Source organism: Streptomyces sp. NPDC003038 (assembly GCF_040611115.1).
Lineage (GTDB): Bacteria > Actinomycetota > Actinomycetes > Streptomycetales > Streptomycetaceae > Streptomyces.
This window is the reverse complement of the sequence record NZ_JBEXNN010000028.1, coordinates 16,379-43,177: the sequence shown is the minus strand read 5'-3', so window position 1 is coordinate 43,177 and position 26,799 is coordinate 16,379. Positions and strand designations below refer to the sequence as shown.

23 protein-coding genes are annotated in these 26,799 nt (G+C 72.1%); 5 read left to right on the top strand and 18 right to left on the bottom strand.

Annotation, left to right across the window (positions count from 1 at the left end):
• Window positions 1-7 precede the first annotated feature (7 nt).
• The 4 genes from der to ABZX75_RS27120 all read right to left on the bottom strand — a co-directional run bounded on the left by der (window position 8) and on the right by ABZX75_RS27120 (window position 4,334).
• Window positions 8-1,468, bottom strand: a complete 1,461-nt coding sequence (gene der, locus ABZX75_RS27135) for a ribosome biogenesis GTPase Der (protein ID WP_355414957.1) — start codon at window positions 1,466-1,468, stop codon at window positions 8-10.
• Between the two features lie 75 nt (window positions 1,469-1,543).
• The gene (locus ABZX75_RS27130) at window positions 1,544-2,131 is read right to left on the bottom strand and encodes a lysophospholipid acyltransferase family protein (protein ID WP_355415006.1); all 588 of its coding nucleotides are present in this window, start codon (window positions 2,129-2,131) and stop codon (window positions 1,544-1,546) included.
• 56 nt (window positions 2,132-2,187) lie between these two features.
• Entirely contained in the window at window positions 2,188-2,940 is a 753-nt protein-coding gene (gene cmk, locus ABZX75_RS27125) for a (d)CMP kinase (RefSeq protein ID WP_355414955.1), read from the bottom strand.
• 305 nt (window positions 2,941-3,245) lie between these two features.
• Window positions 3,246-4,334, bottom strand: a complete 1,089-nt coding sequence (locus ABZX75_RS27120; protein ID WP_355414953.1) for a prephenate dehydrogenase — start codon at window positions 4,332-4,334, stop codon at window positions 3,246-3,248.
• Between the two features lie 255 nt (window positions 4,335-4,589).
• Between ABZX75_RS27120 and ABZX75_RS27115 the strand changes: the two genes are divergently transcribed.
• From ABZX75_RS27115 to ABZX75_RS27105, 3 genes are all read left to right on the top strand, one after another.
• Complete coding sequence (locus ABZX75_RS27115) at window positions 4,590-4,931, top strand: DUF952 domain-containing protein (RefSeq protein WP_355414951.1); 342 nt, start codon at window positions 4,590-4,592, stop codon at window positions 4,929-4,931.
• An 84-nt stretch (window positions 4,932-5,015) separates the two neighbouring features.
• Window positions 5,016-5,456, top strand: coding sequence for a Rieske (2Fe-2S) protein (locus ABZX75_RS27110; protein WP_355414949.1), 441 nt, complete (start codon window positions 5,016-5,018; stop codon window positions 5,454-5,456).
• Between the two features lie 28 nt (window positions 5,457-5,484).
• Window positions 5,485-6,168 carry a nucleotidyltransferase domain-containing protein gene (locus ABZX75_RS27105; RefSeq protein WP_355414947.1) on the top strand — a complete coding sequence of 228 codons (684 nt, stop codon included), beginning with the start codon at window positions 5,485-5,487 and terminating at the stop codon, window positions 6,166-6,168.
• A gap of 2 nt (window positions 6,169-6,170) precedes the next feature.
• Here the strand turns inward: ABZX75_RS27105 and ABZX75_RS27100 are convergent, their stop codons facing one another.
• The 13 genes from ABZX75_RS27100 to ABZX75_RS27040 all read right to left on the bottom strand — a co-directional run bounded on the left by ABZX75_RS27100 (window position 6,171) and on the right by ABZX75_RS27040 (window position 21,341).
• Window positions 6,171-7,208, bottom strand: coding sequence for an ADP-ribosylglycohydrolase family protein (locus ABZX75_RS27100; protein ID WP_355415004.1), 1,038 nt, complete (start codon window positions 7,206-7,208; stop codon window positions 6,171-6,173).
• 5 nt (window positions 7,209-7,213) lie between these two features.
• Complete coding sequence (locus ABZX75_RS27095) at window positions 7,214-7,942, bottom strand: NUDIX domain-containing protein (RefSeq protein WP_355414945.1); 729 nt, start codon at window positions 7,940-7,942, stop codon at window positions 7,214-7,216.
• Window positions 7,939-9,114 (bottom strand): AAA family ATPase, encoded by a 1,176-nt coding sequence (locus ABZX75_RS27090; RefSeq protein ID WP_355415002.1) that lies wholly within the window; start codon window positions 9,112-9,114, stop codon window positions 7,939-7,941. The genes ABZX75_RS27095 and ABZX75_RS27090 overlap by 4 nt, the downstream gene beginning before the upstream one ends.
• Window positions 9,033-9,728 carry a nicotinamide riboside transporter PnuC gene (gene pnuC / locus ABZX75_RS27085; protein WP_355414943.1) on the bottom strand — a complete coding sequence of 232 codons (696 nt, stop codon included), beginning with the start codon at window positions 9,726-9,728 and terminating at the stop codon, window positions 9,033-9,035. Before pnuC ends, ABZX75_RS27090 begins: the two co-directional genes overlap by 82 nt.
• 147 nt (window positions 9,729-9,875) lie before the next feature.
• Window positions 9,876-11,390 (bottom strand): pseudouridine synthase, encoded by a 1,515-nt coding sequence (locus ABZX75_RS27080; RefSeq protein ID WP_355414941.1) that lies wholly within the window; start codon window positions 11,388-11,390, stop codon window positions 9,876-9,878.
• Window positions 11,390-12,019: an SMC-Scp complex subunit ScpB gene (gene scpB, locus ABZX75_RS27075; protein WP_355414939.1), complete on the bottom strand. Its 630-nt coding sequence runs from the start codon at window positions 12,017-12,019 to the stop codon at window positions 11,390-11,392. The genes ABZX75_RS27080 and scpB overlap by 1 nt, the downstream gene beginning before the upstream one ends.
• Entirely contained in the window at window positions 12,016-13,341 is a 1,326-nt protein-coding gene (locus ABZX75_RS27070) for a segregation/condensation protein A (RefSeq protein WP_355414937.1), read from the bottom strand. The genes scpB and ABZX75_RS27070 overlap by 4 nt, the downstream gene beginning before the upstream one ends.
• A 46-nt stretch (window positions 13,342-13,387) precedes the next feature.
• Window positions 13,388-13,906, bottom strand: coding sequence for a hypothetical protein (locus tag ABZX75_RS27065; protein WP_355414935.1), 519 nt, complete (start codon window positions 13,904-13,906; stop codon window positions 13,388-13,390).
• Window positions 13,891-15,009: a ParA family protein gene (locus ABZX75_RS27060; RefSeq protein WP_355414933.1), complete on the bottom strand. Its 1,119-nt coding sequence runs from the start codon at window positions 15,007-15,009 to the stop codon at window positions 13,891-13,893. Before ABZX75_RS27060 ends, ABZX75_RS27065 begins: the two co-directional genes overlap by 16 nt.
• A 368-nt stretch (window positions 15,010-15,377) precedes the next feature.
• A complete protein-coding gene (gene ald, locus ABZX75_RS27055) occupies window positions 15,378-16,493 on the bottom strand; it encodes an alanine dehydrogenase (RefSeq protein ID WP_355414931.1) in 1,116 nt (371 codons plus the stop codon).
• A gap of 151 nt (window positions 16,494-16,644) precedes the next feature.
• Window positions 16,645-18,618, bottom strand: coding sequence for a tetratricopeptide repeat protein (locus ABZX75_RS27050; RefSeq protein ID WP_355414929.1), 1,974 nt, complete (start codon window positions 18,616-18,618; stop codon window positions 16,645-16,647).
• A 328-nt stretch (window positions 18,619-18,946) separates the two neighbouring features.
• Window positions 18,947-19,609, bottom strand: coding sequence for an NUDIX hydrolase (locus ABZX75_RS27045; protein WP_355414927.1), 663 nt, complete (start codon window positions 19,607-19,609; stop codon window positions 18,947-18,949).
• A gap of 79 nt (window positions 19,610-19,688) precedes the next feature.
• A complete protein-coding gene (locus ABZX75_RS27040) occupies window positions 19,689-21,341 on the bottom strand; it encodes a CTP synthase (RefSeq protein WP_355414925.1) in 1,653 nt (550 codons plus the stop codon).
• Window positions 21,342-21,800: 459 nt separating this feature from the next.
• On the opposite strand from ABZX75_RS27040, the gene ABZX75_RS27035 reads away from it, so the two are divergent.
• On the top strand, window positions 21,801-23,606 hold the full coding sequence (locus ABZX75_RS27035) for a glycoside hydrolase family 15 protein (protein ID WP_355414923.1): 1,806 nt from the start codon (window positions 21,801-21,803) through the stop codon (window positions 23,604-23,606).
• 93 nt (window positions 23,607-23,699) lie between these two features.
• Window positions 23,700-25,082: an FAD-binding oxidoreductase gene (locus tag ABZX75_RS27030; RefSeq protein ID WP_355414921.1), complete on the top strand. Its 1,383-nt coding sequence runs from the start codon at window positions 23,700-23,702 to the stop codon at window positions 25,080-25,082.
• Between the two features lie 87 nt (window positions 25,083-25,169).
• On the opposite strand, the gene ABZX75_RS27025 is transcribed toward ABZX75_RS27030, so the two are convergent.
• Window positions 25,170-26,798, bottom strand: coding sequence for an NAD(P)/FAD-dependent oxidoreductase (locus ABZX75_RS27025; protein ID WP_355414919.1), 1,629 nt, complete (start codon window positions 26,796-26,798; stop codon window positions 25,170-25,172).
• Window position 26,799 lies beyond the last annotated feature (1 nt).

Below are 26,799 nucleotides of genomic sequence, written 5' to 3'. Positions count from 1 at the left end.
CGCCGTACTACTTCTTCTTGTGCTGGGCGCCGCGCTTCTCGCGCACGCGCACCGAGATGTGGATCGGGGTGCCCTCGAAGCCGAACTCCTCACGCAGCCGGCGCTCGATGAAGCGCCGGTAGCCGTGCTCCAGGAAGCCGGAGGCGAAGAGGACGAACCGCGGCGGCTTGCTGCCCGCCTGGGTGCCGAACAGGATGCGGGGCTGCTTGCCGCCACGGACCGGGTGCGGGTGCGCGGCGACGACCTCGCCGAGGAAGGCGTTCAGGCGGCCGGTGGGGACGCGCGTCTCCCAGCCCGCGAGAGCGGCCTCGATCGCCGGGACCAGCTTCTCCATGTGGCGGCCGGTGAGCGCCGAGACGTTCACCCGGGGCGCCCAGGCGACCTGCTGCATCTCGGTCTCGATCTCGCGCTCGAGGTAGTAGCGGCGCTCCTCGTCGAGCTCGTCCCACTTGTTGTACGCGATCACGATCGCGCGGCCCGCCTCGACGGCCATCGTGATGATGCGCTGGTCCTGGACGCTGATGTTCTCGGTCGAGTCGATCAGGATGACCGCGACCTCCGCCTTCTCGACGGCGGCGGCCGTGCGCAAGGAGGCGTAGTAGTCGGCGCCCTGCTGGAGGTGGACGCGCTTGCGGATGCCCGCGGTGTCCACGAACTTCCAGGTGATGCCGCCGAGCTCGATCAGTTCGTCGACCGGGTCGCGGGTGGTGCCGGCCATCTCGTTGACGACGACACGGTCCTCCTTCGCGACCTTGTTGAGCAGCGAGGACTTGCCGACGTTCGGGCGGCCGATCAGCGCGATGCGGCGCGGGCCGCCGGGGGCGGCGGCGCCGAAGGTCTGCGCGGGGGCGTCCGGAAGGGCTTCCAGGACCGCGTCCAGCATGTCTCCGGTGCCGCGCCCGTGCAGGGAGGAGACCGGGTGCGGCAGGCCGAGGCCGAGGGACCACAGCGAGGCCGCGTCGGACTCGCCGCTCTGGCCGTCGACCTTGTTGGCGCACAGCACGACGGGCTTGCCGGCCCGGCGCAGCAGCTTGACGACGGCCTCGTCGGTGTCGGTGGCGCCGACCTTGGCGTCGACGACGAAGACGACCGCGTCGGCGGTCTCGATGGCGTATTCGGCCTGGGCGGCGACGGAGGCGTCGATGCCGAGGACGTCCTGCTCCCAGCCGCCGGTGTCGACGACCTTGAAGCGGCGGCCGGCCCATTCGGCCTCGTACGAGACGCGGTCGCGGGTGACGCCGGGCTTGTCCTCGACGACCGCCTCACGGCGGCCGATGATCCGGTTCACCAGGGTCGACTTGCCGACATTGGGCCGGCCGACGACGGCGAGGACGGGCAGCGGGCCGTGGCCCGCCGCCTCGATCGCGCCTTCGACGTCCTCGATGTCGAAGCCCTCTTCCGCGGCGAGCTCCATGAACTCCGCGTACTCGGCATCGCCAAGTGCTCCGTGGTCGTGCTGGTCGTTCATGAAGTCCGTTCCTCGTCGTTCGTGGTGATCGGTGGCACCCGCGCAGCGCGGTTCCACTACTAGGTCAAGTCTCGCTCAGCGCCCGGTGAGGCGCTTGGCATCGGCCAGGTGGGCGGTCAGCCGGTCCTGGATGCGTACGGTGGCCTCGTCCAGCGCGGTACGGGTACGGCGGCCACTGCCGTCCCCCGCGTCGAAGGCCGAGCCGAAGACGACGTCGACCCGGCTCTTGAAGGGCGGCAGTCCCTTGACCAGCCGGCCCCGGGCCTCGGTGCTGCCCAGCACCGCGACGGGCACGATGGGCGCGCCGCTGCGGACCGCGAAGTACGCGAGGCCCGCCCGCAGCGAGGCGAAGTCGCCATCGCCCCGGGTGCCCTCGGGGAAGATCCCCAGGGCGCCGCCGTTGTCGAGCACGCCCAGGGCGCGGCTTATCGCCGTCCGGTCGGCTCCACCGCGGTCCACCTTCACCTGCCCGATCCCTTCGAGGAAGGGGCCGAGCGGGCCGACGTACGCCTCCTTCTTGATCAGGAAGTGCAGAGGTCGCGGGGCGGTGCCCATCACCATCGGGCCGTCGATGTTGTGCGAGTGGTTCACCGCGAGGATCACGGGGCCCGAGGCGGGCACCTTCCAGGCGCCGAGCACGCGCGGCTTCCACAGCCCGTACATGAGCCCGATGCCGATGCGCCTGCCGACCGCCGCACCCTTGAGGGAGGGCGTTTCGCTCACCTGCGGCCCGCCCGCTTCTCAGTGTCTTCGGTCGCGCTCCGCCTCGACTCCGCTCCGGCCGAGTGCTCAACCACCAGTGTAACGACGCACTCGATGACCTGTTCGAGGCTGAGCTCGGTGGTGTCCACCTCGACGGCGTCGTCGGCCTTGGCGAGCGGGGAGGTCTTGCGGCCGGAGTCGGCCGCGTCGCGCTTGATCAGCGCCTCCCTGGTGGCCGCGAGGTCCACGGCCCCGGCCTCCTTGCCCCGCAGCTCGCCGCTGCGGCGCGCGGCGCGCGCCTCGGGGGATGCGGTCAGGAAGATCTTGATGTCGGCGTCGGGCAGGACGGTGGTACCGATGTCCCGCCCCTCGACGACGATCCCGCCGTCCGCCTCGGCGGCGATGGAGCGCTGGAGTTCGGTGATCAGGGTGCGCACCTCGGGGACGGCGCTGACCGCGCTGACCTTGGAGGTGACCTCCTGGGTCCGGATCGGTCCCGTGGCGTCCAGGCCGTCCACGGTGATCGTGGGAGCGGCCGGATCGGTACCGGACACGATGGCCGGCTTGCCCGCCGCGACCGCGATGGCATGCGGGTCGTCGGTGTCGACGCCGTTGGTGATCATCCACCAGGTGATGGCCCGGTACTGGGCACCGGTGTCCAGGTAGCGCAGCCCGAGCTTGGCGGCCACGGCCTTGGAGGTGCTGGACTTGCCCGTGCCGGAGGGACCGTCGATGGCGACGATCACGGCGGACGGAGCTGCGGTTTCCACGGTGCGGGCACCTTCCTGGTTGCGCGTACGTGTCCGGGCGCGGCAAAGCGCCCCTGCCCAAGGTTACCGGCCCCCGGCACCGCCCGATCCCGGCCGTCACGCCCGGCGGCGCTTCAGGCGCCGGGGCCCGGGACGCAGCCCTGATCCACGGCTCGCCGGCGCCTCGGGCGCGGAGCCCCGTCCACGCCTCGCGGGCGCTTCAGCGGTGGGGGGCTGGGGGGGCTCAGGCTGAGCCCGTCCACGCTCTGGGGGCGCCTCAGGCGCGGCGTTCCCGGGGGCAGCCCCTCATCGGCGTCGCGCCCCGCCTACTGCTGGCGCAGCGCCCAGCCCCGCTCCCGCAGCTCGGCGGTGAGGGCGGCCGCCGCTCGCGGCTCCACCATCAGCTGCACGAGCCCCGCCTGCTGGCCCGTCGCGTGCTCGATCCGTACGTCCTCGATGTTGACCCCGGCCCGCCCGGCGTCGGCGAAGATCCTCGCCAGCTCGCCCGGCTGGTCGCTGATGAGGACGGCCACCGTCTCGTACACGGTGGGCGCCGCGCCGTGCTTGCCCGGCACCCGGACCCGCCCCGCGTTGCCCCGCCGCAGCACGTCCTCGATGCCCGCCGCGCCCCCGCGCCGCTTGTCCTCATCGGCCGACTGGAGGCCCCGTAGGGCTTCCACGGTCTCCTCCAGGTCCGCCGCGATCCCGGAGAGGACATCGGCCACCGGCCCCGGATTGGCGGAGAGAATCTCCACCCACATCCGCGGATCGGACGCCGCGATGCGCGTCACGTCCCGGATCCCCTGCCCGCACAGCCGGACCGCCGTCTCGTCGGCCTCCTCCAGCCGCGCCGCGACCATGCTCGACACCAGCTGAGGCGTGTGCGAGACCAACGCCACCGCCCGGTCGTGGGCGTCCGCGTCCATCACCACCGGTACCGCCCGGCACAGCGCCACCAGCTCCAGCGCGAGGTTCAGCACCTCGTGGTCCGTGTCCCGGGTCGGGGTCAGCACCCATGGCCGGCCCTCGAACAGGTCCGCCGTGGCCGCCAGCGGTCCCGAGCGCTCCTTGCCCGCCATCGGGTGCGTGCCGATGTACGCCGTGACGTCGACCCCGAGCGCCGCGAGCTCCCGGCGCGGACCGGCCTTCACGCTGGCCACGTCCACGTACGCCCGTGCCACTCCCCGCCCGATCACATCCGCCAGGGTCGCGGCCACATGGGCCGGCGGTACGGCGACGATCGCGAGGTCGACCCGGCCCTCCGGGGCCTCGTCCGTGCCGGCGCCGAGCGCGGCCGCCGTGCGGGCCTGGGCCGGGTCGTGGTCGACCAGGTGGACGGTGATCCCGCGGGCGGTCAGGGCGAGCGCCGCGGAGGTGCCGATCAGTCCGGTTCCGATGACGACGGCGGTTCTCACGGTGCGCTCCAGGGTTGCGTGACGGCACGGCGGCGGGACTGCTGCCCAGGGTAGCCAGCGCGGACAGCGCGAGGGCCCGGCGGCCCGCCCGGGGGGCTGCCCTGCCCCTTCGCGGCGGCCCGGGTCGGAGAGCCCGTGCCTCGACGGCGGTGTCGCCCGCCTCCACGACCAGACGGTCCGGCCGGTACCGGACGGACCGGACGGCGTCGCCACGTGTGGTGCGGGCTCTCCCACCCCCGCGGTAGAACGATCGGCATGATCTTCCACATCGTCCCGCTCGCCGACTGGACCGCCGCGCCCCACCGTCCGTACGCCCCGCCCTCGCTCGACTCGGAGGGATTCGTGCACTGCTCGGCGGACGGCCCGACGGCGCTCGCCATCGCCCACGCCGACTACCGGGACGTGCCGGGAACCCTGCTCGCGGTGGAACTGGACGAACGCGTCCTGATCCCTGAGGTCCGCCGGGAGGGTGAATCCGGCGGCCGCTACCCGCATGTCCACGGCCCGTTGAACCGGGACGCCGTGAGCCGCGTGTGGGAGGTCGTACGCACACCCGGCTGTCCTGCCGCACTGGTTCCCTGGCAGCCGGGCCCGTGAAACGGCGCGGCGGGCTTCTCCTGCGGCCCGGCGCAGGCCAGGATGCTGCTTCGCCCATCCGGCCACGAGCGAGGAGACACAGCTATGAGCGAACCCACGCGCACCGCCCGGCGCACGGTACTGGCGGCGAGCGCGGCAGCCCTCGCAGGCAGCGCGCTCACCGCCTGCGGCGGCGGCGGAGAGGACGAGCCCTCGACCGAGCCGGGCACCGCGGCCAATCCGCCCGCGACGGCTCCCAAGGCACTCACCAGCACGGCGGACGTGCCGGTCGGCGGCGGAAGGGTCTTCAAGGAGGAAAAGGTCGTCGTCACCCAGCCCACCGAGGGGTCCTTCCGCTGCTTCACGGCGGTGTGCACCCACCAGGGCTGTCTGGTGAACAAGGTGGAGAACGGCACCATCGACTGCCCCTGCCACGGCAGCAAGTTCCAGATCGCGGACGGTGCGCCGACGGGCGGCCCGGCCACCCGCCCCCTCGCGGAGAAGAACATCACGGTCGCGCCGGACGGCAGTATCTCGCTCGCGTAGCCGCAGGCCGCCCGCCTACGCTCCCCGGATGGACGAACTGACGCTCGTACGGGACCACACGGTCTATCAGTGCGTGATGGGCTCCCGGGCCTTCGGCCTGGCGACGGAGGCGAGCGACACCGACCGGCGCGGTGTCTACCTCGCCCCGACGCCGCTGTTCTGGCGTTTCGAGAAGCCCCCCACCCACGTGGAGGGCCCGCGGGACGAGGAGTTCTCCTGGGAGCTGGAACGCTTCTGCGAACTCGCCCTGCGCGCCAACCCGAACATCCTGGAGTGCCTGCACTCCCCCCTCGTGGAACGGATCAGCCCCGTCGGCGAGGAACTGCTCTCGCTGCGCGAGGCCTTCCTCTCCCGTCACGCCCACACCACCTTCACCCGGTACGCGACCTCCCAGCGCGGCAAACTCCTCGCGGACCTCCGCGTCCACGGCGCCCCCCGCTGGAAACACGCCATGCACCTGCTGCGCCTGCTCCTGTCCTCCCGCGACCTCCTGCGCACGGGCCGCCTCACCATCGACGCGGGCCCGTACCGCGACCGCCTCCTCGCCGTCCGACGCGGCGAACTCACCTGGGACGAGACCGACGCCTGGATGGCCCGCCTCACCGAGGAGAACGAGAGCGCCCTCGCCTCGACCCCCCTCCCCGCGGACCCGGACCACGCCCGCGTCGAGGCCTTCCTGCTGCGCACCCGCCGCGCGTCCGTGCCCGCCTGACGTCACGCGTCCCAGAGGGTTCCGAAGGCGAGGAGTTCGTCGCGGTACTCGATGCGGCCTTCCCAGTCGCGCGGCCAGACGTCCGCGCCGAGGTGGGCGCCCGCGAAGGCGCCGGCCAGGCAGGCGATGGAGTCCGAGTCGCCCGAGGTGCAGGCCGCGCGGCGCAGGGCCGTCAGCGGGTCCTCCGGGAAGAGCAGGAAACACTGGAGGGCGGTGGCCAGGGCCTCCTCCGCGATCCAGCCCTGGCCGGTCGTGAGGCACGGGTCCGTCTCCGGCGAGGGGGTACGGAGCGCCGCGGACAGGCGGTCCAGGACCGCGAGGCATTCGTCCCAGCCGCGGGCGATGAACGACTCCGGCGTCGCGTCCGAGGTCGCGCGCATCCACAGGTCGCCGAGCCAGCGCTGGTGGTAGCGGGTGCGGTTCTCCAGGGCGTAGGAGCGCAGCTGTCCGACCAGGCCCGTCACCTCCGTGCCCTGCGCCAGCAGGTACACCGCCCGCGCCGTCAGGTCGGAGGCCGCGAGCGCCGTCGGGTGGCCGTGGGTGAGGGCCGACTGGAGCTGGGCCGCGCCCGCGCGCTCCTCCTCGGTCCAGCCGGGGACCAGCCCGACGGGGACCACGCGCATGTTCGCGCCGCAGCCCTTGGAGCCGATCTGGCTGGCGTCACGCCAGTCCCGTTCCGGCTGGTCCAGCAGCCGGCAGGCCTCCAGGCAGGTGTTGCCGGGGGCGCGGTTGTTCTCCGGCGAGTGGTACCAGTCGACGTACTCCTCGCGCACCGGCCGGGTCAGCCGCAGCGGACCGATCGGGCCCCTCTCCATGGCCGTCCGTATGCCGCGCGCCAGGGCCAGCGTCATCTGGGTGTCGTCGGTGACGATCGCCGGGCGCGGGAGCTTCATCTCGCGCCACGGGCCGGTCTTGGCCAGGATCGAGGGCACGTCGTTGAACTCCGTCGGGAAGCCGAGGGCGTCCCCCAGGGCCAGACCGATGAGAGCGCCCGTCGCCGCCCGCTTCGTCGTCGTGACCGTCGTGTTCGTCGTGTTCATCGTGTTCATCGCGTAGAACCTTCCGAGGGTCGGAGCAGGGGTGGGTGCAGCGTGGTCGCCGGTCCCGGCCGGTACAGCGCGGCCGGTTTACCGCGGCCGCCGGTCAGCCGGGCGGCTCCCGGTACGGCCTCGACGAAGCCGGGGGTGGCCAGGACCTTGCGGCGGAAGTTCGGGCGGTCCAGGGCGGTGTCCCAGACGGTCTCGTAGACGGCCTGGAGCTCGCCCAGGGTGAATTCGGGCGGGCAGAAAGAGGTGGCCAGGCAGGTGTACTCCAGCTTCGCGCGGACCCGGTCCCGCGCGTCCGCCAGGATCACCGCATGGTCGAAGGCCAGGTCCGGCGCCTCGTGGACGGGCACCCAGCGGGCCCCGTCCGCGTCTCCGCCGCCCTGCTCCGCCGGTTCCGGCAGGTCGGGAACCAGCGCCGTGAAGGCCACCGAGACGACCCGCATCCGGGGATCCCGGTCCGGTTCGCTGTAGGTCCGCAGCTGTTCCAGGTGCAGGGCCGCCACCACGTCCTGCGCCAGGCCGCTCTCCTCGGCGAGTTCGCGGCGGGCGGCCTCCTCCGCGGACTCCCGGGGCAGGATGAAGCCGCCCGGGAGCGCCCAGGCCCCCGCGTACGGCTCCTGGCCGCGCCGGATCACCAGCACGTGCAGGGCCCCGCCGCGCACGGTGAAGACGGCGAGGTCCACGGCCACCGCGAACGGCTCGAAGGCGTGCGGGTCGTAGCCCTTCACCGGCACTCCGGCTGCGTCCGCTGCCGCTCAGGCGACGCCTCCGGCCCGGCCTGCCCCGCCCGGGTCCCCTGCGACTGGGCCCCCTGCGGTGGCTGCGCCTGCGTTTGCGGCGGCTGCGTCTGCTCAGGCAGCGGGTCCGCGAAGTGCCAGCCCTCCGCCAGCAGTTCGTCGACCGCCGCCACCGCCGCCGCGAGCCGCGCCTCGCGGTCCCCCCGTACAACCAGGAAACGCCTCCCGGTGCGCGCGAGTTCCTCCCGGAACCGCCCGGTCATCCAGGGCCTCAGCTGCGGACCGTCCCGCAGCCCGTCGTCCTCGAAGGGCACGTCCGCGTCGTCCGTCAGCAGATACAGGTCCCGCCGCGTGAGACCGGCGATCTTCTCGACCTCCTCGCTGCGCCTTCCCGTGTACCGCTCGTGCCAGACGCCGGTCGCGAAGGAGTCGGTGTCGCAGAACAGCACCGGCGAGCCCAGCCGGGCCGCCCGCTCCTCCTCGGCGTCCTGCCGCCGCGCGATCACCGGGAACTCCTCCGACGCGAAGGACACGTCCGGCCATGACGCCGCCGGGTCCGCCGCCCGCGCCGCCGCGAGCTTCTCCTCGCTGTACCGGCGCCCGTACTCGGCGACCCATCCCGTCGCGGCCCACACCCCGCCGCGCCGCCGGTAGTGGGCCGCCAGCGCCCGCGACAGCGTCGTCGTCCCCGTCGACTCGGCGCCCAGTACGACGACCCTCCGTGCCAGGGAGGCCCGTACGGCCGGCCCCAGGAAATCCCAGCAGCCGACGGGGTCCGCCCGTACCGCCGTCCCGGACACCGGGAAGACCGTCCGCCCGGGGTCCACGCAGACCTCCTCGGCGCCGAACCGCCGCGCGAGTTCGGCCCCGTACGCCTCGGAGGTGAAGACGGCGTCCACCCGGCCGGTCACCGCGCCCCGGAAGATCGCCATGTGCGCCTCCCAGACCGCCGGGTCGTGCAGGTCGACCGGAATGTCGTCCACCGCGCCGACGACCTCCGCCTCCGGGTGCGCCTCCCGCATCCAGGCGACCCGGTCCGCCAGCGGCACCGACTCCACGGAGGCCGCGCACACCAGCACGGTCAGCCGCTCGCAGTGGTCCTGAGCGGTGCGCACCAGGTGGTGGTGGCCGGCGTGCGGCGGATAGAACTTGCCGAGGACCAGGCCGTGTCCGTAGCGCCTCCTGCCGTCGCCTCCAGGGCCGTACGGTCGCCTCGTGCCGCCAGGCTCCGCCGCCAGCCGAACAGCCCCGCCACGCAGAGCGCGAGGAAGCCGACGTACAGGGCGGAGGTGAGGTAGAGCCCCTTGTGGGCGTAGAGCGGGACGTAGACGAGGTCGGCGGCGATCCACAGCCACCAGGACTCGACGAGCTTGCGGCACTGGCCGTAGGTGGCCATCAGCGACAGGCCCGTGGTGGCCGCGTCCCAGAAGGGGACGGTGGAGTCGGTGGCCCGGCTCAGCAGCAGGGTGAGGGCGAGGACCCCCACCGCCCCCGTCGTGGTCAGCCAGACCCACTCGGTGCGGGTGGTGCGGCGCACCGGCAGGGCCTCGGCCGTTCCTGGTCCACCCCCGTGGGTCCAGGACCACCAGCCGTACGCGGCGAGGGCGATGAAGACGATCTGCAGCCCGGCGTCGGCGTAGAGGCCGGCCTGGGCGAAGAGCACGATGAAGAAGATGTTGTTGGCGATGCCGATCGGCCAGTTGGCGATGTGCTGCCGGGCGACCAGCCAGACGCACACGGCGCCGGTGGCGAAGCCGAGCACCTCGGTCCAGCTCATGGTCCACCTCATGCCGACCCCCGCTCCCTTTAATAGTCAGCTTGACTATAAACAGGGACGGGGGCCCGGGGCAAGGGAGAAGCCCGCAGCGCCTTCAGGCACTGCGGGCTTCTCGTAGCCGGGATCAGCGGTGCTGATCGGGCATGGCTACAGACCGACCTCGCGCATGAGCATGCCGACCTCGGTGTTGGTCAGGCGGCGCAGCCAGCCGGACTTCTGGTCGCCCAGCTCGATCGGCCCGAAGGAGGTCCGTACGAGCTTCTCGACCGGGAAGCCGGCCTCCGCCATCATCCGGCGGACGATGTGCTTGCGGCCCTCGTGGAGGGTGACCTCGACCAGGTAGTTCTTGCCGACCTGGTCGACGACGCGGAAGTGGTCGGCGCGGGCGTAGCCGTCCTCCAGCTCGATGCCGTCCTTCAGCCGCTTGCCGATCTCACGCGGCAGCGGGCCGGTGATCGCGGCGACGTAGGTCTTCTTCACGCCGTACTTCGGGTGCGTGAGGCGGTGGGCCAGCTCACCGTGGTTGGTGAGCAGGATGATGCCCTCGGTCTCGGTGTCGAGCCGGCCGACGTGGAAGAGACGCGTCTCACGGTTGGTGACGTAGTCGCCGAGGCACTGGCGGCCGTCCGGGTCCTCCATGGTGGAGACGACGCCGGCGGGCTTGTTCAGCGCGAAGAAGAGGTACGACTGGGTGGCGACGGTCAGGCCGTCCACCTTGATCTCGTCCTTGGGCAGGACGCGCTTGCCCTGCTCCAGCACGATCTCCCCGTTGACCTCGACACGGGCCTGCTCGATCAGCTCCTCGCAGGCGCGGCGCGAGCCCATGCCGGCGCGGGCGAGCACCTTCTGCAGACGCTCACCCTCCTCCTCGGCGCCCGGGAAGGTCTTGGGGGTCTTGATCTCGGGCTTGTCCGCGTACCGGTCGCGCACCCGCTCCTCGATCCGCGCTTCCAGCTCACGCGGACGGGACTGGCCGCTGCGGCTGCCCGGACCGCGACGGGGGCCGCCGGCTCCGCCGATGCCCGGGGTCTTGGAGGTCTTGGGACCGCCCTTGGCGCCACCGCGCGCGGCCGCGCCACGGGCGCCGGAACCACCCCGGCCGCCGTCAGCCGCACCGCGGGCACCGCCGCCGCCGGCCTTGGCGCCGCCACGGCCGTTGCGCTCGCCCTCGGGGCCGACGTCGTAACGGCGCTCCTCGGGGCGCGGGTTACGGGGGCGCTGCGGCGCGCTCTGGTCGCGGTCACGCTCTCGCGAGCCGCCCGCGCCACTGGAGCTGCCGCCGCGGTAGCCACCGCCACTGCCACCGCTGCTGCCGCCGCCGCGGTAGCCACCGCCGCTGCCACTGCCACCGCTGGAGCTGCCGCCGCGGTAACCTCCGCCACCGCCACTGCCACCGCTGCTGCCGCCGCCGCGGTAGCCACCGCCGCTGCCACTGCCACCGCTGGAGCTGCCGCCGCGGTAACCTCCGCCGCCGCTGCTGCCACCGCTGGAGCTGCCACCGCGGTAACCTCCGCCGCCGCTGCTGCCACCGCTGGAGCTGCCACCGCGGTAGCCACCGCCCGCGCCGGAGCTGCCGCCGCGGGAGTTACCACGTCCGCCACCACCGCCGCCGCCGCTGTTCCTGTTGCCGCCGCCGTTGCTGCTGCTGCCGTTGCTTCGCATCAAAGTTCCGTCGTCTTGTCGTCTTTATCGGTGTCCGGTGCGTCCGGATCGAACGACGGAACACCCTCTTGCGTCTCGGCTTCGATCGCGTCCGCCTCGGGGAGGAAGGGCGCGAGCTCCGGGAGCTCGTCCAGGCCACGCAGGCCCATCCGCTCCAGAAAGTAGTTCGTCGTCCTGTACAGGATCGCACCTGTTTCGGGTTCCGTCCCCGCCTCCTCCACCAGAGCGCGCTGGAGGAGGGTCCGCATGACCCCGTCACAGTTCACTCCGCGGACCGCCGAGCCCCGTGACCGGCTCACCGGCTGGCGGTACGCGACGACCGCCAGGGTCTCCAGGGCCGCCTGCGTGAGCCGGGCCTGCTGGCCGTCCAGGACGAAGCCCTCGACCGCCGGGGCGTAGCGCGCCCGCGTGTAGAACCGCCACCCTCCGGCGACCAGGCGCAGCTCGAAGCCCCTGCCCGCGGTCGTGTACTCGTCGGCGAGCTCACGCAGCGCGTCCGCGACCTCGCGCGGGGTGCGCGCCAGCACCTTGGCGAGGTGCGCCTCCGTCGCCGGCTCGTCCACGACCATGAGTACGGCTTCCAGCGCCGGCTTCAGCGCCAGTGCGGCCACGTCGCTCGCGTCGCTCATTCCTTCGCCTCCACGATCTGGTCGAACTCGTCGGTCACGGTCGGCATGCCGTCGCCGTCCCCGCCGCTCCAGCGCACGGTGAGGGTCTTCAGGGCCTCTTCCTGGTCCAGGACCACCGCCTTCTCCCGGTAGAGCTCCAGGAGGGCCAGGAAGCGCGCGACCACGGTGAGGGTGTCCGCGGCGTCCTCGGTGAGCTCCTGGAAGGTCGCCTCGCCGCGGGCCTTCAGCATCCGTACGACGAGCCCGGCCTGCTCCCGCACGCTGACGAGCGGTGCGTGGATGTGGTCGACGTACACCTGGGGCCGGGCCTTGGGCTGCATGGCCTTGACGGCGAGGCGAGCGAAGCCTTCCGGACCGAGGCTGATGACGACCTCGGGCAGCAGCTCGGCGTGGTGGGGCTCCAGGCCGACGGTGCGGGGATAGCGCTTGCCCTCGGCTTCCGCCCGCCCCTCGAAGATCTCCGCGATCCGCTTGTACGCCCGGTACTGGAGCAGGCGTGCGAAGAGGAGGTCCCGCGCCTCCAGCAGGGCGAGGTCGCCCTCGTCCTCGACCTCGGCGGCCGGCAGCAGCCGGGCGGCCTTCAGGTCGAGCAGCGTGGCGGCGACGACGAGGAACTCGGTGGTCTGGTCGAGGTCCCAGTCGGGGCCCATGGCCCGGATGTGCGCCATGAACTCGTCGGTGACCTTGGACAGCGCGACCTCGGTGACGTCGAGCTTGTGCCGCGAGATCAGCTGGAGCAGGAGGTCGAAGGGCCCCTCGAAATTGGCGAGCCTCAAGGTGAACCGCCCGTCGCCTCCGGCGGGGTCCACGGTGGAGACTTCTGCGGGGGCGCCCCACGGGTGGTCGTCTGCGGCGGGGGCCTTGCTCTCGGAGACCTCTGCCGGGGCGCCGCACCGGCGGTCGTCTGCGGCGGGAGCCACGGTGTCAGGGGCCACGGCCGCGCAGCCGCTCGGGCCGACGCCTCCGGCGGGTCCAGAGGGCTCGGGCGACGCCGTGCCGGGGGCTCCGACAGACCCGGAGCGGGCCTCTGGCCCCCCGGTCGGCGCCTCAGCACCCCGGGGGCCGGCCTGAGGCCGCCGCGCCACGGGCTCGGCCCGTACGGACTCGTCAGCGGCCCGGTGGCCCCGCGGGAGCTCCGCCCCCTCCACGGCCGCTCCGGGCTCCTCAGCGCTTCGGTGGCCCTCCTGGGGCTCCGCCCCCTCCTCGGTCGGCGTGCGCCGCCCAGCGGGCGCTTCAGGGCCTGCGGGGCCCTCCTCCGGCGTACCGGGACCGCGTCCCAGCGGGCGGCGGGTCGGTCGGCCGGATTCGGCGGGGAGGGGCATCGCGGTCCAGGGGGGTGCGCACGGGCGGGGTACGGGTACGGCCGGGTCAGCGGCCGCGCAGTCGCCGTACGAGGATGCTCGCGTCGCCCCGGGATTCGAGGTCGGCGAGGACGACCGCCACCGCCTCACGGACGATACGCCCGCGGTCGACCGCCAGCCCGTGCTCCCCGCGCAGCACCAGCCGCGCGTGTTCCAGGTCCATGAGCTCCTCGGCGGAGACGTAGACCGTGATCTTCTCGTCGTGCCGCTCGCGCCCGCTGGGCCGCCGGTTCGCGCCCCGGCCCTGGCCCTTGACGCGCCGGTCCGGCTGGGCAGCTCCGTTGACGGGGCCGCCCGAGCCGGCAGAACCTTCCTGCGGCCGCCTGGGCGCGCCCACGACGGGCTCCGTGCCGGCCTCGGCCTCCCGGCCGCGGCCCTCCCCCGCCGTGCCCTGCGCCGACCCGGCCGCGTGTTCCGCGGCGGGCGCCTCCGCGGCCCCTCGTCGCGGCGAGGACGCCTGGAGGGCCATCCCGCCGGTCGTTCGGAACAGCTCGTCGGCTCCGGGCAGACTCACTCGGCGTGACACCGGGCGAGCACCTCCCTGGCCAGCTGGCGGTAGGCGGCGGCGCCGACGGAGTTCGAGGCGTACGTGGTGATCGGCTCACCGGCGACCGTGGTCTCCGGGAAGCGCACCGTGCGGCCGATGACCGTGTGGTAGACGTGGTCGTCGAAGGCCTCGACGACGCGCGCCAGCACCTCACGGCTGTGGACCGTACGGGAGTCGTACATCGTGGCGAGGATGCCGTCGAGCTCCAGCTCCGGGTTGAGCCGCTCCTGCACCTTCTCGATGGTCTCGGTCAGCAGCGCCACTCCGCGCAGCGCGAAGAACTCGCACTCCAGCGGCACGATGACCTTGTGAGCCGCCGTCAGGGCGTTGACGGTGAGCAGGCCGAGCGAGGGCTGACAGTCGATCACGATGTAGTCGTAGTCGGCCATCAGGGGCTTGAGCGCCCGCTGCAGCGTGGACTCGCGCGCGACCTCGCTGACCAACTGCACTTCGGCGGCGGACAGGTCGATGTTGCTGGGCAGCAGGTCCATGTTGGGGACCGCCGTCTTGAGCAGCACCTCGTCGGCCGACATGCCCCGCTCCATGAGCAGGTTGTAGACCGTCAGGTCGAGTTCCATCGGGTTCACGCCGAGGCCCACGGACAGTGCGCCCTGCGGGTCGAAGTCGACGAGCAGTACGCGGCGCCCGTACTCGGCGAGCGCGGCGCCCAGGTTGATGGTCGACGTGGTCTTGCCCACGCCGCCCTTCTGGTTGCACATCGCGATGATCTTCGCCGGACCGTGGTCGGTCAGCGGACCCGGGATGGGGAAGTAGGGCAGCGGGCGTCCGGTCGGGCCGATCCGCTCACGGCGCTGGCGGGCAGCGTCGGGGGCGAGAGTGGCCGCGTACTCGGGGTCCGGCTCGTACTCCGCGTCGGGGTCGTAGAAGTGCCCCTCGGGCACATTGTCGTAGTCGGCGAAACCAGTGGGCTTTTCGCCGCTCAGGTCGCCGGCCCTGGAGTTCACGTCTAGGCCGTCCATGCTCTTTCGGGGCGTCGTCATGTGCTGGTGGTTCGCGAAGGTGCGGACCGCGACGGAGCCGACAGCTTCGAGCCCGGCAGGGCCCTGGCCCGGCGCAGGCACACCTGCTTGACCACCTCCAGGAGCAAATGTCGACTCATTCACAAGTCGTCTTACCTCCTCGGACGTGACCAGGACACTTATCGATAGGTCAGCGTGGCACCATGCCGACGGTTGGCGACTCTATGGCGTGTCACCACTCAGCGGCAACACAATCCGCCGGACCCGGCACGATGTGTCGGCAACCGAACACCACTCTGTCAAGGGCGTGCGAGCTGTCACTGCGAAGTTTCGCGGGTGTGCGAAAGGGTTAAAGGGTTACGTTCGAGGCGAGTTGAGCCGCTTCGCCGGGCACGCCGCGAACACGTCCGGCCGGACCTTGCGGGCAAGGTCCGGCCGGATACGTGAGATTGACGTCAGTCGTTGACGCTTCAGCCGAGCAGCGCGCTCAGTTCAAGCGTCTGCAGACCGTGCGCCTCGGCGACCGGGCCGTAAACGACCTGGCCGTCGTGGGTGTTGAGGCCCAGCGCGAGCGCGGGGTCACGACGCAGCGCCTCCACCCAGCCGAGGTTCGCGAGCTGCACGATGTAGGGCAGCGTGGCGTTCGTCAGCGCGTAGGTGGAGGTGTTCGGCACCGCGCCCGGCATGTTGGCGACGCAGTAGAAGACCGAGTTGTGGACCTGGAAGGTCGGCTCGGCGTGGGTGGTCGGACGGGAGTCCTCGAAGCAGCCGCCCTGGTCGATCGCAATGTCGACAAGGACACTTCCGGGCTTCATCCGGGAGACGAGCTCGTTGGTGACCAGCTTCGGGGCCTTCGCACCCGGGATCAGCACGGCGCCGATGACGAGGTCGGCCTCGAGGACGGCCTTCTCCAGCTCGAAGGCGTTGGAGACGATCGTCTGGATCTTCGTGCCGAAGATCTTGTCGGCCTCGCGGAGCTTGTTGATGTCGCGGTCGAGCAGGGTCACGTGGAAGCCCATGCCGATGGCGATCTGCGCGGCGTTCCAGCCGGAGACGCCACCGCCGATGACGACGGCCTTGCCGGCCGTGGTGCCGGGCACGCCGCCCGGGAGCACGCCGCGGCCGCCGGCCGAGCGCATCAGGTGGTAGGCGCCGACCTGCGGGGCCAGGCGGCCCGCGACCTCGGACATCGGGGCGAGCAGGGGCAGCGCGCGGTTGGCGAGCTCGACCGTCTCGTACGCGATGGCGGTGGTGCCGGACTCCAGCAGGGCGTCCGTGCACTCGCGGGAGGCCGCGAGGTGCAGGTAGGTGAAGAGGGTCTGGTCCTTGCGGAGGCGGTGGTACTCCTCCGCGATCGGCTCCTTGACCTTCAGCAGCAGGTCAGCGGTGGCCCAGACCTCGTCGGCGGTGCCGAGGATCTCGGCGCCGGCGGAGACGTACTCGGCGTCCGTGATCGAGGAACCCACACCGGCGTTCTGCTCGATGAAGACCTGGTGGCCGTTACGGACCAGCTCATGCACGCCGGCGGGCGTGATGGCGACCCGGAACTCGTTGTTCTTGACCTCGCGGGGGATGCCGACCTTCATCGTCGATCACGGTCCTTGGCTCAGGGAAATCTCGGGGCAATGACATACATACCCGCCCACAAGAACGCGCAACGGGATGCACCACAGGATGACGTGGTGGAGCCAGTCTAATGAAGGATGAGTCGCTGTCTAGCCTTGCAAACGAATAATCTCAGTCGGAAGTACTGCGGATTTCGCAGGCTGCGGGGTCGTCTCCCAGCAATCTGTCGGCCGCGGAGCGGTGCAGCCTCGCGGCTGCCGGGTCGCCCAGCCTGTCCAGCGTGTCGGCCAACCGCACCTGGAGCGCGGCCTGAAGCCGCTGATCCCCCGCCTTGCGCGCCAGTTCCACCGCCTCCCGGCAGGTGTGCAGGGACTCCTCGGGCCGCCCCGCGTATTCCTGGATCCGCGCCATCTCGCTCAACGCCTTTGCCTGGCCCGGGACATCGGCGAGCTTCCGGTACCCGGCCGCCGCGGCGCGCCAGCTGCGCAGCGCGTCCCCGTACCGGCCGGCGTACGTGTGGACGTTGCCGAGCCGCCCGTACAGGCGGGCCTCGTCGGCGCGTTCGCCGCGGGCGAGGGCCTGGGAGAGGGCGCGGCCGAACCAGTCGGCGGCCCGGTGCCAGTCCGCCATCTCCTGGTACGCACCGCCTACGGATTCCATCGCGCGGCCCGTCGCGTACGGATCTTTCGCGGCCCGTCCGGCGTCCAGCGCGGCCCGGTAGCGGTCGAGGGCCTCCTGGGTCCGGCCGGTTTCGGCGTCCAGGTCGGCCAGATTCAGCAGCGCGGCGGCCTGCTCGCGGTGCAGGTTGCGGCGCTCGGCGACGTCGAGGACCAGCCGGTGCAGCCCGTACAGCTCGGGGGCGGCCTCGGCGGTGCCGCGGTGATCGGCCAGGGCCCGTACGAGGGCGGCGACCAGCCGCCGGGCCAGGGTGTCCAGCTCGCCGTCGGCCACGGCCAGCGAGGCCGCCGCGGACAGCGCGGGCAGCCGGGTGTTCAGCCAGGTCGCGGCGGCCCGGCGGTCGGGGAAGCGCAGCGCGCGCGGGAATCCGTCCAGCTTCTCCGGTCCACCGAGGCGCGGGTCCTCGTCCGCCTCGGCCATGGCCCGGCAGGAGTGCAGCAGCCGTACGGTGCGCTCCAGCATCCGGGCCCGCGCCAGCTGGACCTCGGCGGGGCGCTCCCTGGCTTCGAGCAGTGCCTGGAGCAGGGGAGCGAGGCAGCCGGGCAGAAGGAACAGCCCGTCGTGGGCATGGCGTACGAGGCCCAGCCCGGCGAAATCGTCCAGGGTGGACTGGGCGGCGGCCACGGAGCAGCCGGCCAGCGCGGACGCGGTGTGCGAGTCGATCACGCCCGCGGGGGCGAGCGGCAGCAGCCGCAGGGTGCGCTGGGCGGGCTGGGGCAGGGACTCGTAGACGAGCCGGAAGCCGCGGGCGAGCGGCCCGCCGGTGCTGACCGGCATGTCGTGCAGTTGCTTGGCCACGTCGGCGACGGAGGCCTTGGGGTGTGCGGCCAGCCAGCCGCCGACGAGGCTGAGCGCGGCGGGCTGGCCCCCGCACTCCTCGGCGAGGGTCTCGGCGGCGCGGGGGTCGGCGGTGACACGGGTGTCACCGATGCGCTGGACGAGCATCTCGACGGCGGAGGGGGTGTCGAGCCCGCCGAGGGTGCAGGGCCGCACGTCGGGGATCCCGGTGAGCGGGCCCTCGGCGGTGACCACGACGAGGCACTCGGGGGTGTCGGGCAGCAGCGCGTCGACCTGGTGCGGGTCGGCGGCGTCGTCGACGAGGATGATCACCCGCCGGCCGGCGAGCGCGCCGCGCAGGGCGGAGCTCAGCTCATCCTCCCCGGCCCCGGCGGGAGTGTGCTGCCCCAGCCCTTCGAGCAGGCCCCGGACGGCGCGCTCGGTGTCGACGGTCTCCCCGCCGGGAGCGGTCAGCCGCGTCCGGAGCACCCCGTCGGGATACTGGCCGGCGACCTCGCGCACGAACGCCTCGGCGAGCGCGGTCCGCCCGGACCCCGGCCGCCCCGCGATGAGCAGCACCCGTGCCCGCGGCGCCTTGGCCTTCCGGCCCGAGAGGGTGTCGAGCCCGGTCCGTGCGATGTCCTCGCGCAGCTCCTTGAGCTCACGCCGCCGCCCGACGAAATCCGTCACGGATCCGCTCCTCTCCCTGCCTTCGGGTTGCGAGCGTAGTTCACGCAGAGCGACGACCCGGGTGGAGCGCGGCGGGCAAATCCCCCAATCGGATCAGCGGATGGTCACACCGATGGCGTTTGCCACGCGGGCCCGTTCGCGGAAAACCGGCCGTCGCGGCCAGCCCCCGGAACGCTCCCCGCCGCTTCCGGGGCTCCCCCCGGACGGAGTCTGGGGGAGGCAGCCGGGTGAGTTTGCGGCGCGGGGTCCGGGACAGAGTCCCGGGAGCGGCGCTGGACCCGCCAGGGCTAAGCGCGGACCGCCAGGGCTAGACCTGGGCCCGCCCGGGCTACGCCTCGTACGGGCGGGCCGGCCAGGGGGCGAGGGCGGGTCGGAGCGCGTCCAGGCCGTCTCCCGCGAGCGCGGCGGAGACGGCCAGCACGCCCGCCACCAGGCCCGGATTGCCCAGCCGCCCTTCCAGGACGCCGGTCACCAGCTCCGCGAGCGGAACCCTGGCGATCTCCATGTCCGACTCCTCCTCGGAGACCTCGTAGCGCGCCCCCTCCGCCTCCGACAGCTCACGCGCCAGGAAGACCCGTACCGCTTCGTCCGACCCTCCCGGCGAGGAGAAGAAGTCGACCAGCACGCGCCAGTCCTCCGCCTTGACGTGCGCCTCCTCGTACAGCTCCCGCTGCGCCGCGCGCAGCGGGTTCTCCCCCTGCATGTCCAGCAGCCCCGCCGGGAGCTCCCACAGCCGGTGCCGCACCGGGTGCCGGAACTGGCTCAGCACCAGCACCCGCTGCTGGTCGTCGAGGGCGAGTACGCACACCGACCCGGGGTGTGCCTGGTAGTCGCGGCGCACCACGGCGCGGTCCGGCATCCGGACCTGGTCCGAGCGGACCGCCGTCTTCGCGCCCTGGAACGGGGTCCGCGAGGCGACGACTTCCCACGACTCCGGAGTGTCCTTGATGCCGCCGTCGTTGCCGTTGCCGTTGTCGTTGCCCTTGGCCATGGCCGGTACCTTCCCGAAAACATGAAAACAGCCGGGGCACGATGCGTGCCCCGGCTGCCTACGTTATGCGGTCGGGCTCTTACTTGGCGGCCTGCTGCCGCTCGACGGCGGCCTTGACCAGCCCGGCGAAGAGCGGGTGCGGGCGCGTCGGGCGCGAGCGCAGCTCCGGGTGGGCCTGGGTGGCCACCAGGTAGGGGTGCACCTCGCGCGGGTACTCGACGTACTCGACCAGCTTGTTGTCCGGGGAGGTGCCGGAGAAGACGAGGCCCGCCTTCTTCTCCAGTTCGCCGCGGTAGGCGTTGTTCACCTCGTAGCGGTGCCGGTGGCGCTCGTCCACGTACGCCTGGTCACCGTAGACCTCGCGCACGATGGAGCCCTCGGCGAGCTTCGCCGGGTACATGCCCAGGCGCATGGTGCCGCCCAGGTCGCCCGCGCCCTCGACGAAGGCCAGCTGCTCCTCCATGGTCGAGATGACCGGGTGCGGGGTGGACGCGTCGAACTCGGTGGAGTTGGCGTCCGCGATGCCCGCGAGGTTCCGCGCGGCCTCGATGACCACGCACTGCAGGCCGAGGCAGAGGCCCAGCAGCGGGATCTTGTTCTCGCGGGCGTAGGTGATCGCGCCCACCTTGCCGTTCACACCGCGGTCGCCGAAGCCGCCGGGGACGCAGATCGCGTCCACGTCGGCCAGCTGCGCCGCGGCGTCGGCCGGGGTCTTGCAGTCGTCGGAGGTGACCCACTTGATGTTGACGCGGGCCTTGTTGGCGAAGCCGCCGGCGCGCAGCGCCTCGGTCACCGACAGGTAGGCGTCCGGCAGGTCGATGTACTTGCCGACGAGTGCGACCTTGACCTCGTGGTCGGGGTTGTGGACGCGGTCCAGGAGGTCTTCCCAGACCCTCCAGTCCACGTCGCGGAAGGGCAGGTCGAGCTTGCGCACGACGTACGCGTCCAGGCCCTCGGTGTGCAGCACCTTCGGGATGTCGTAGATCGACTTGGCGTCGATGGCGGCGACCACGGCGGCCTCGTCGACGTCGCACATCAGCGAGATCTTGCGCTTGATGGAGGTCGGGACCTCGCGGTCGGCGCGCAGCACGATCGCGTCGGGCTGGATGCCGATGTTGCGGAGGGCCGCGACCGAGTGCTGGGTCGGCTTGGTCTTCAGCTCACCGGAGGGGCCGATGTAGGGCAGCAGCGAGATGTGCACGACGAAGACGTTGTCGCGGCCGACCTCGTGGCGGACCTGGCGGACGGTCTCCAGGAAGGGCAGCGACTCGATGTCGCCGACCGTGCCGCCGACCTCGGTGATGACGACGTCGACGTCATCGGTCGCCATCCGCCGGATGCGGTGCTTGATCTCGTTGGTGATGTGCGGGATGACCTGCACGGTGTCACCGAGGTACTCGCCGCGCCGCTCCTTGGCGATGACCTGCGAGTAGACCTGGCCGGTGGTGACGTTGGCCGAGCCGTCGAGGTCGACGTCGAGGAAGCGCTCGTAGTGACCGATGTCCAGGTCGGTCTCGGCGCCGTCGTTGGTGACGAACACCTCACCGTGCTGGAAGGGGTTCATGGTGCCGGGGTCGACGTTCAGGTACGGGTCGAGCTTCTGCATCGTGACCCGAAGACCGCGCGCCTTCAGCAGCGCACCCAGGCTGGAGGCCGTCAGCCCCTTGCCGAGGGACGAAGCGACACCCCCGGTGACGAAGATGTGCTTGGTCGTCATGGATTTGGGCGGCATCGCCAAGAGGGGGCTCCCGTGGTCGCGAAGTGAGGTGCGTCCGGCGCCGTTCCGCGGAGATCCGGAGGGTCTCAGGGGGCGCCGAAGCTGCGGTTTCGGGGCTCCTGATTCGCACAGGCAGACCACCGGTCCACGGGGTACCAGCCTATCAGCGCCCGGGCCGGTCCGCCTCCGGCCACGCGGCGAGGGCCTCCCCGCGACGCCGCCGAGGTGACGGACCAGCTGCTCACCCGTTTGGCGGAGCCGCATTCTTGTCAGGATTAAGGAGATCACTAGGGTGCCGTCATATCCTGCTCGGATATTGCACACATCGCCGCCGAGCAGACCGGCAGACGGCCAGATGGAGCCGGCATACGGAATCATGGGCTGCACGCGGGCATCCCTGTACACAGGAAGCCCGCGCAACCGCAATGCAAGCGCCCTTCGGGGCGGACGTGGCCGTTCGACTGGAGATGCAACGTGTCCGGGCGCATCGAGGATTACGCACTGATCGGGGACATGCAGACCGCGGCGTTGGTCTGCCGGGACGGGGCAGTGGATTGGATGTGTCTGCCCCGTTTCGACTCCCATGCCGTCTTCGCGAGCATTCTCGGCACCGAGGATCACGGGTTCTGGCGGATCGGCCCGGCCTTCGCGGCCGGTTCCGAGGCTCCGCGTGCCACTCGCCGCCGCTACCGCGGTGACTCGCTGGTGCTGGAGTCGGAGTGGGAGACCCCGCGCGGCACGGTCCGCGTGATCGACTTCATGCCGCCGCGCGAGGACCACGCCCCGCAGCTGATCCGCATCGTGGAGGGCGTCAGCGGACGCGTCCCGATGCGCTCCGCGCTGCGCATGCGGTTCAGCTACGGGCGCGTCGTGCCCTGGGTGCACAAGGTCGACGGGCGCACCGTCGCCGTCGCCGGCCCCGACTCGGTGTGGCTGGACACCGAGGCGCAGACGTACGGCAAGGACCTGACGACGTACTCCGACTTCACCGTCGGGCCGGGCGACCGGATGGCCTTCAGCATCAGCTGGCAGCGTTCGCACCGTGGCGCCCCGGAGGCTCCCGACGCCGAGGCGGCCCTGGAGGCGACCACCGAGTTCTGGCGCGAGTGGGTCGAGCAGTGCACGTACCACGGGCCCTACCGGGAGGCCGTGGTCCGCTCCCTGATCACGCTCAAGGGCCTCACGTACGGCCCCACGGGCGGGATCGTCGCCGCGCCGACCACATCCCTCCCGGAGGAGATCGGCGGCGTCCGGAACTGGGACTACCGCTACACCTGGCTGCGCGACGCCGCCATCACCCTGTCCTCCCTGCTGCGCACCGGCTACCGCGAGGAGGCCCGCGCCTGGCGCGAATGGCTGCTGCGCGCGGTCGCCGGCGACCCGGAGAACCTGCAGATCATGTACGGGATCGCGGGCGAGCGCGAGCTCGGCGAGACCGAGCTGGACTGGCTGCCGGGCTACGAGAACTCCCGCCCGGTCCGCGTCGGCAACGGGGCCGCGGGCCAGCTCCAGCTCGACGTGTACGGCGAGGTCACCGAGGCCCTGCACCTGGGCCACATGACGGGCCTGGCCCGCAGCGATTACGCCTCGCTGCTCCAGCTCAAGCTGATCCGCTATCTGGAGACCCACTGGGACCAGCCGGACGAGGGCATCTGGGAGGTGCGCGGTCCGCGCCGCCACTTCGTGCACTCGAAGGTGATGGCCTGGGTGGCCGTGGACCGCACGATCAAGCTGATCGAGAGCGGGGACGCGGACGGCCCGCTGGAGCGCTGGCGCGAGCTGCGCGACGAGATCCACCAGGACGTGTGCGAGAAGGGCTACGACAAGGAGCGCAACACCTTCACCCAGTCGTACGGGTCGAAGGAGCTGGACGCCTCCCTGCTGCTGATTCCGCAGATGGGCTTCCTGCCGCCGGACGACAAGCGGGTCATCGGCACCATCGAGGCGATCCAGCGCGAGCTGTCCACGCCCGACGGTTTCATCCTGCGCTATCCGACGGCGGGCGAGGAGGCCGGCGTGGACGGTCTGGAGGGGGACGAGGGGGCTTTCCTCGCGTGCTCGTTCTGGATGGCCGACGACCTGGCGATGATCGGGCGGGTGGACGAGGCGCGGCGGCTCTTCGAGAAGCTGCTGGCGCTCCGCAACGACGTGGGGCTGCTGGCCGAGGAGTGGGATCCGCGGCTGCAGCGGCAGGTGGGGAACTTCCCGCAGGCCTTCAGTCACGTTCCGCTCATCGACACGGCGCTGCGGCTGACGGCGAGCGGGGCGTACGGGGGCTGACGCGCGGGCCGGCGGCCCGGGTCCCGGGATGCTCGTGGCGGTGCGCGCGCCTAGCCTGAAAAGGTCTTGTGCCCTTCTCGGAAGGCGGCGGCCATGGCTTTCCCCTCGAAGGCGGGCACGGCGCTGGCCGCGCTCCGCGACGACCTCCCGGGCGCGGTCTTCGCTCCCGGGGACAGCGGCTACGAAGAGGCCCGGACCGTCTTCAACGCCATGATCGACCGGCGTCCGGCCGTGATCGCCCAGTGCGAGAGCGAGGCGGACGTCGTCACGGCCGTCCGCTTCGCCCGGGATCTGGACCTTTCGATCGCGGTCCGCGGCGGCGGCCACAGCGTGGCGGGAATGGGCCTGGGGGACGCGGCGCTCGTCATCGACCTGCGCCGGATGACCGAGGTGACGGTCGATCCGGCGGCCAGGACCGTGCGGGTCCGCGGCGGCGCCACCATGAGCCACCTGGACCGGGCCTGCGAGCCGTACGGCCTGGCCACGACCGGCGGGCGCGCCTCGACCACCGGCGTCGGCGGCTTCGTGCTGGGCGGCGGCTCCGGCTGGCTGGACCGCAAGTTCGGCCTGGCGGTGGACAACCTCCTCGGCGTGGACCTGGTCATCGCCGACGGCAGCACGCTCACGGCGACCGCCGAGGACCATCCGGACCTGTTCTGGGCCCTGCACGGCGGCGGCGGCAACTTCGGTGTGGCGACCGCGCTGACCCTGCGCCTGCACGAGCTGCCCCACATGTCGATCGCGCTCGTCCTGTACCTGCCGGAGCACGGGCCCGAGGCGGTCCGCAGATACCGGGACGTCATCGAGTCCGGGCCGCCGGAGGCGAGCGGCGGGGTCCTGTACATGACCGGCCCGCCCGAGGAGTTCGTACCGCCGCACCTGGTCGGACAGCTGCTGAGCGGCGTGCTGCTGACGTACGCGGGTCCCGAGGAGGAGATGCGGCGGCTCGCCGAGCCGCTGCTGGCGCTGCCGCACGTGTCCGAGATCGTCACGGCCATCCCCTACGCCGATCTGCAGTGCATGATCGACGACCCGCCGGGGATGCGGAACTACTGGTCGGCGGAGTACCTGACCGGGGTGCCCGACGACTTCGTGGACGTCTTCTGCGGTCTCGCCGGGGCCATGCCGGTACCGACGGGCACCCAGCACTTCCTGTGGCCGCAGGGTGGCGCCATCGCCGCCGGCCCGGCCGAGTACCCGGTGCCGTACCGCGGCGCGCCCTGGGCCGTGCACCCGTTCGGGATCTGGGAGAAGCCGGCGGACGACGAGCGGGTCCGCCGGTGGGTGCACGACGTACGTGCCGCGGTCCAGCCCTGGTCCACCGGCGCGGTCTACCTCAACTTCACGGGGAACGAGGGCTCGCAGCGTGTGGTGGCCGGGCTGGGCGAGGAGAACATGCGCCGCCTGGGCGAGGTGAAGCGTACGTACGACCCGGACAACGTCTTCCGCTTCAACCACAACATCAAGCCCGCCTGAGACTCAGGCGGGCTCGACGTCCGGGCGGCTCGACGTTCAGGTGCGTGCGGTGATCAGGTGCGCGCGGTAATCAGGTGCTTTGGATGATCAGGTGAGCGCGGTGATCACCTCACGCGCCGCCCGCTCGCCCTCGGTGGCGCCGCCCTCCATGAACCCCTGGAAGTCGTAGCTGGTGTGCTCGCCGCCGATGTGGATGTTGCCCTGGGCGGTGCCCTCGTACTTGGCGTAGCGGTGCAGGTATCCGGTGGGCCAGTACGAGTACGCCCCCAGCGAGTAGGGGCTGCGGTGCCACGCCGAGAGCTGCGCCCTCCCGTTCCAGACCGCCTTGGTGCCCGGGTAGAAGGCGTCGATGCCGGTGAGCATGCGGTCGGCGAGGCCGCGGACGTAGGGGTCGGACTCGGTGGCGAAGGGGGTGGCCGGGGCGAGCGAGGCGGCCAGGCTGCCGCCCGCGTACTGGAGCAGGATGCCCCCGGTGCCGGGCTGCACCTTGGTGGTGTCCCAGGTCTGCTGGACGTCGGAGTCGGTGAAGCAGTCCCCGGCGGACACGCCCGGCCAGGCTCCGGTGCCGCGCCACGGCCGCGCGGTGAACTGCATGTTGAGCTTGGTGCAGTGGCCCATCCGGGCGTCCCGCAGGAGATTGCGCATGAGCGGGTCGAAGCCGGCCCCGGCGGTGTCCACGCGTTGGAGGACCGGGAGCGGCAGACACAGGATGGTGTGGTCCGCGGTCGCGGTGCGGATCGCCCCGGAGTCGTTGAAGGTGAGGGTCTGGGTGCCGTCGGCGTTGGCGCGTACGGCGACGAGTTCGCGGCCCATGACCAGGCAGCCGGCGGGGAGCGCCGCGGCGATGGCGTTCGGCAGCTGGTCGTTGCCGCCGGCGATGTGGTAGCGCTCGTTGGACAGGCCCCAGACGTTGAAGTGGCCGGGGTTGGGCTGATAGCCCATCAGGAGGACCAGTGCGAGGGCGGACTGCTGGTCGGTGTCGGCTCCGTACTCGACGTTGTAGGCCACGTCGATGAAGCGGCCGAGCTGGGAGCCGTGGCCGCCGGGGACCCGGGTCTCGATCCACTCGTAGATGGTCATGTTGTCGAGGGCCGTGCCGGTGGGGGTGGTGCTGTTCCAGCTGACCTCGCCGGCCTCCTGGAGGTCGCGGTGCAGCCGTTGGAAGACGGCCTTGAAGTCCTCGTCGGCCTGGTGGCGCGGGTAGTACTCGCCGTTGAACCAGAGGACTTCTTCCGCCCCAATGGGGCCGCCGCCGAGGAAGTCCTCGGTGCGCAGGCCGAAGCGGCGGCACAGCGCCAGGATCTTCTTGTGGCTGGTGTCGATCAGCTCGCCGCCGATCTCGGAGGCCTGGCCGTGGGCCCAGTGGTCGCGCTGGGTCCACATGCGGCCGCCGACCCGGCCGGGGTTGGCCTCGTAGAGGGTGCAGGCGACGCCGGCGTCCTGGAGGGTGAGCGCGGCGGTCAGGCCGGATATGCCGGCGCCGACGACGGCGACCCGGGCGGGGGTGACGCGCTTCCTCTTGTCGGGGAGGGCCTCGGCGGCGTAGGCGGTCGCGGAGGAGGCGAGGGCGGTGCCGAGGCCGAGGGCGGCGGCGCGGCCGAGGAGTTCACGGCGGGTGGAGCCGCGGACCTCGGCGGCGGGCAGCGCGAGCCTCGTGGCGGCGGCGTGTTCGGCGGCGAGTCGCCGCAGGGCGTGCATGACGGGGGTACGGGCCATG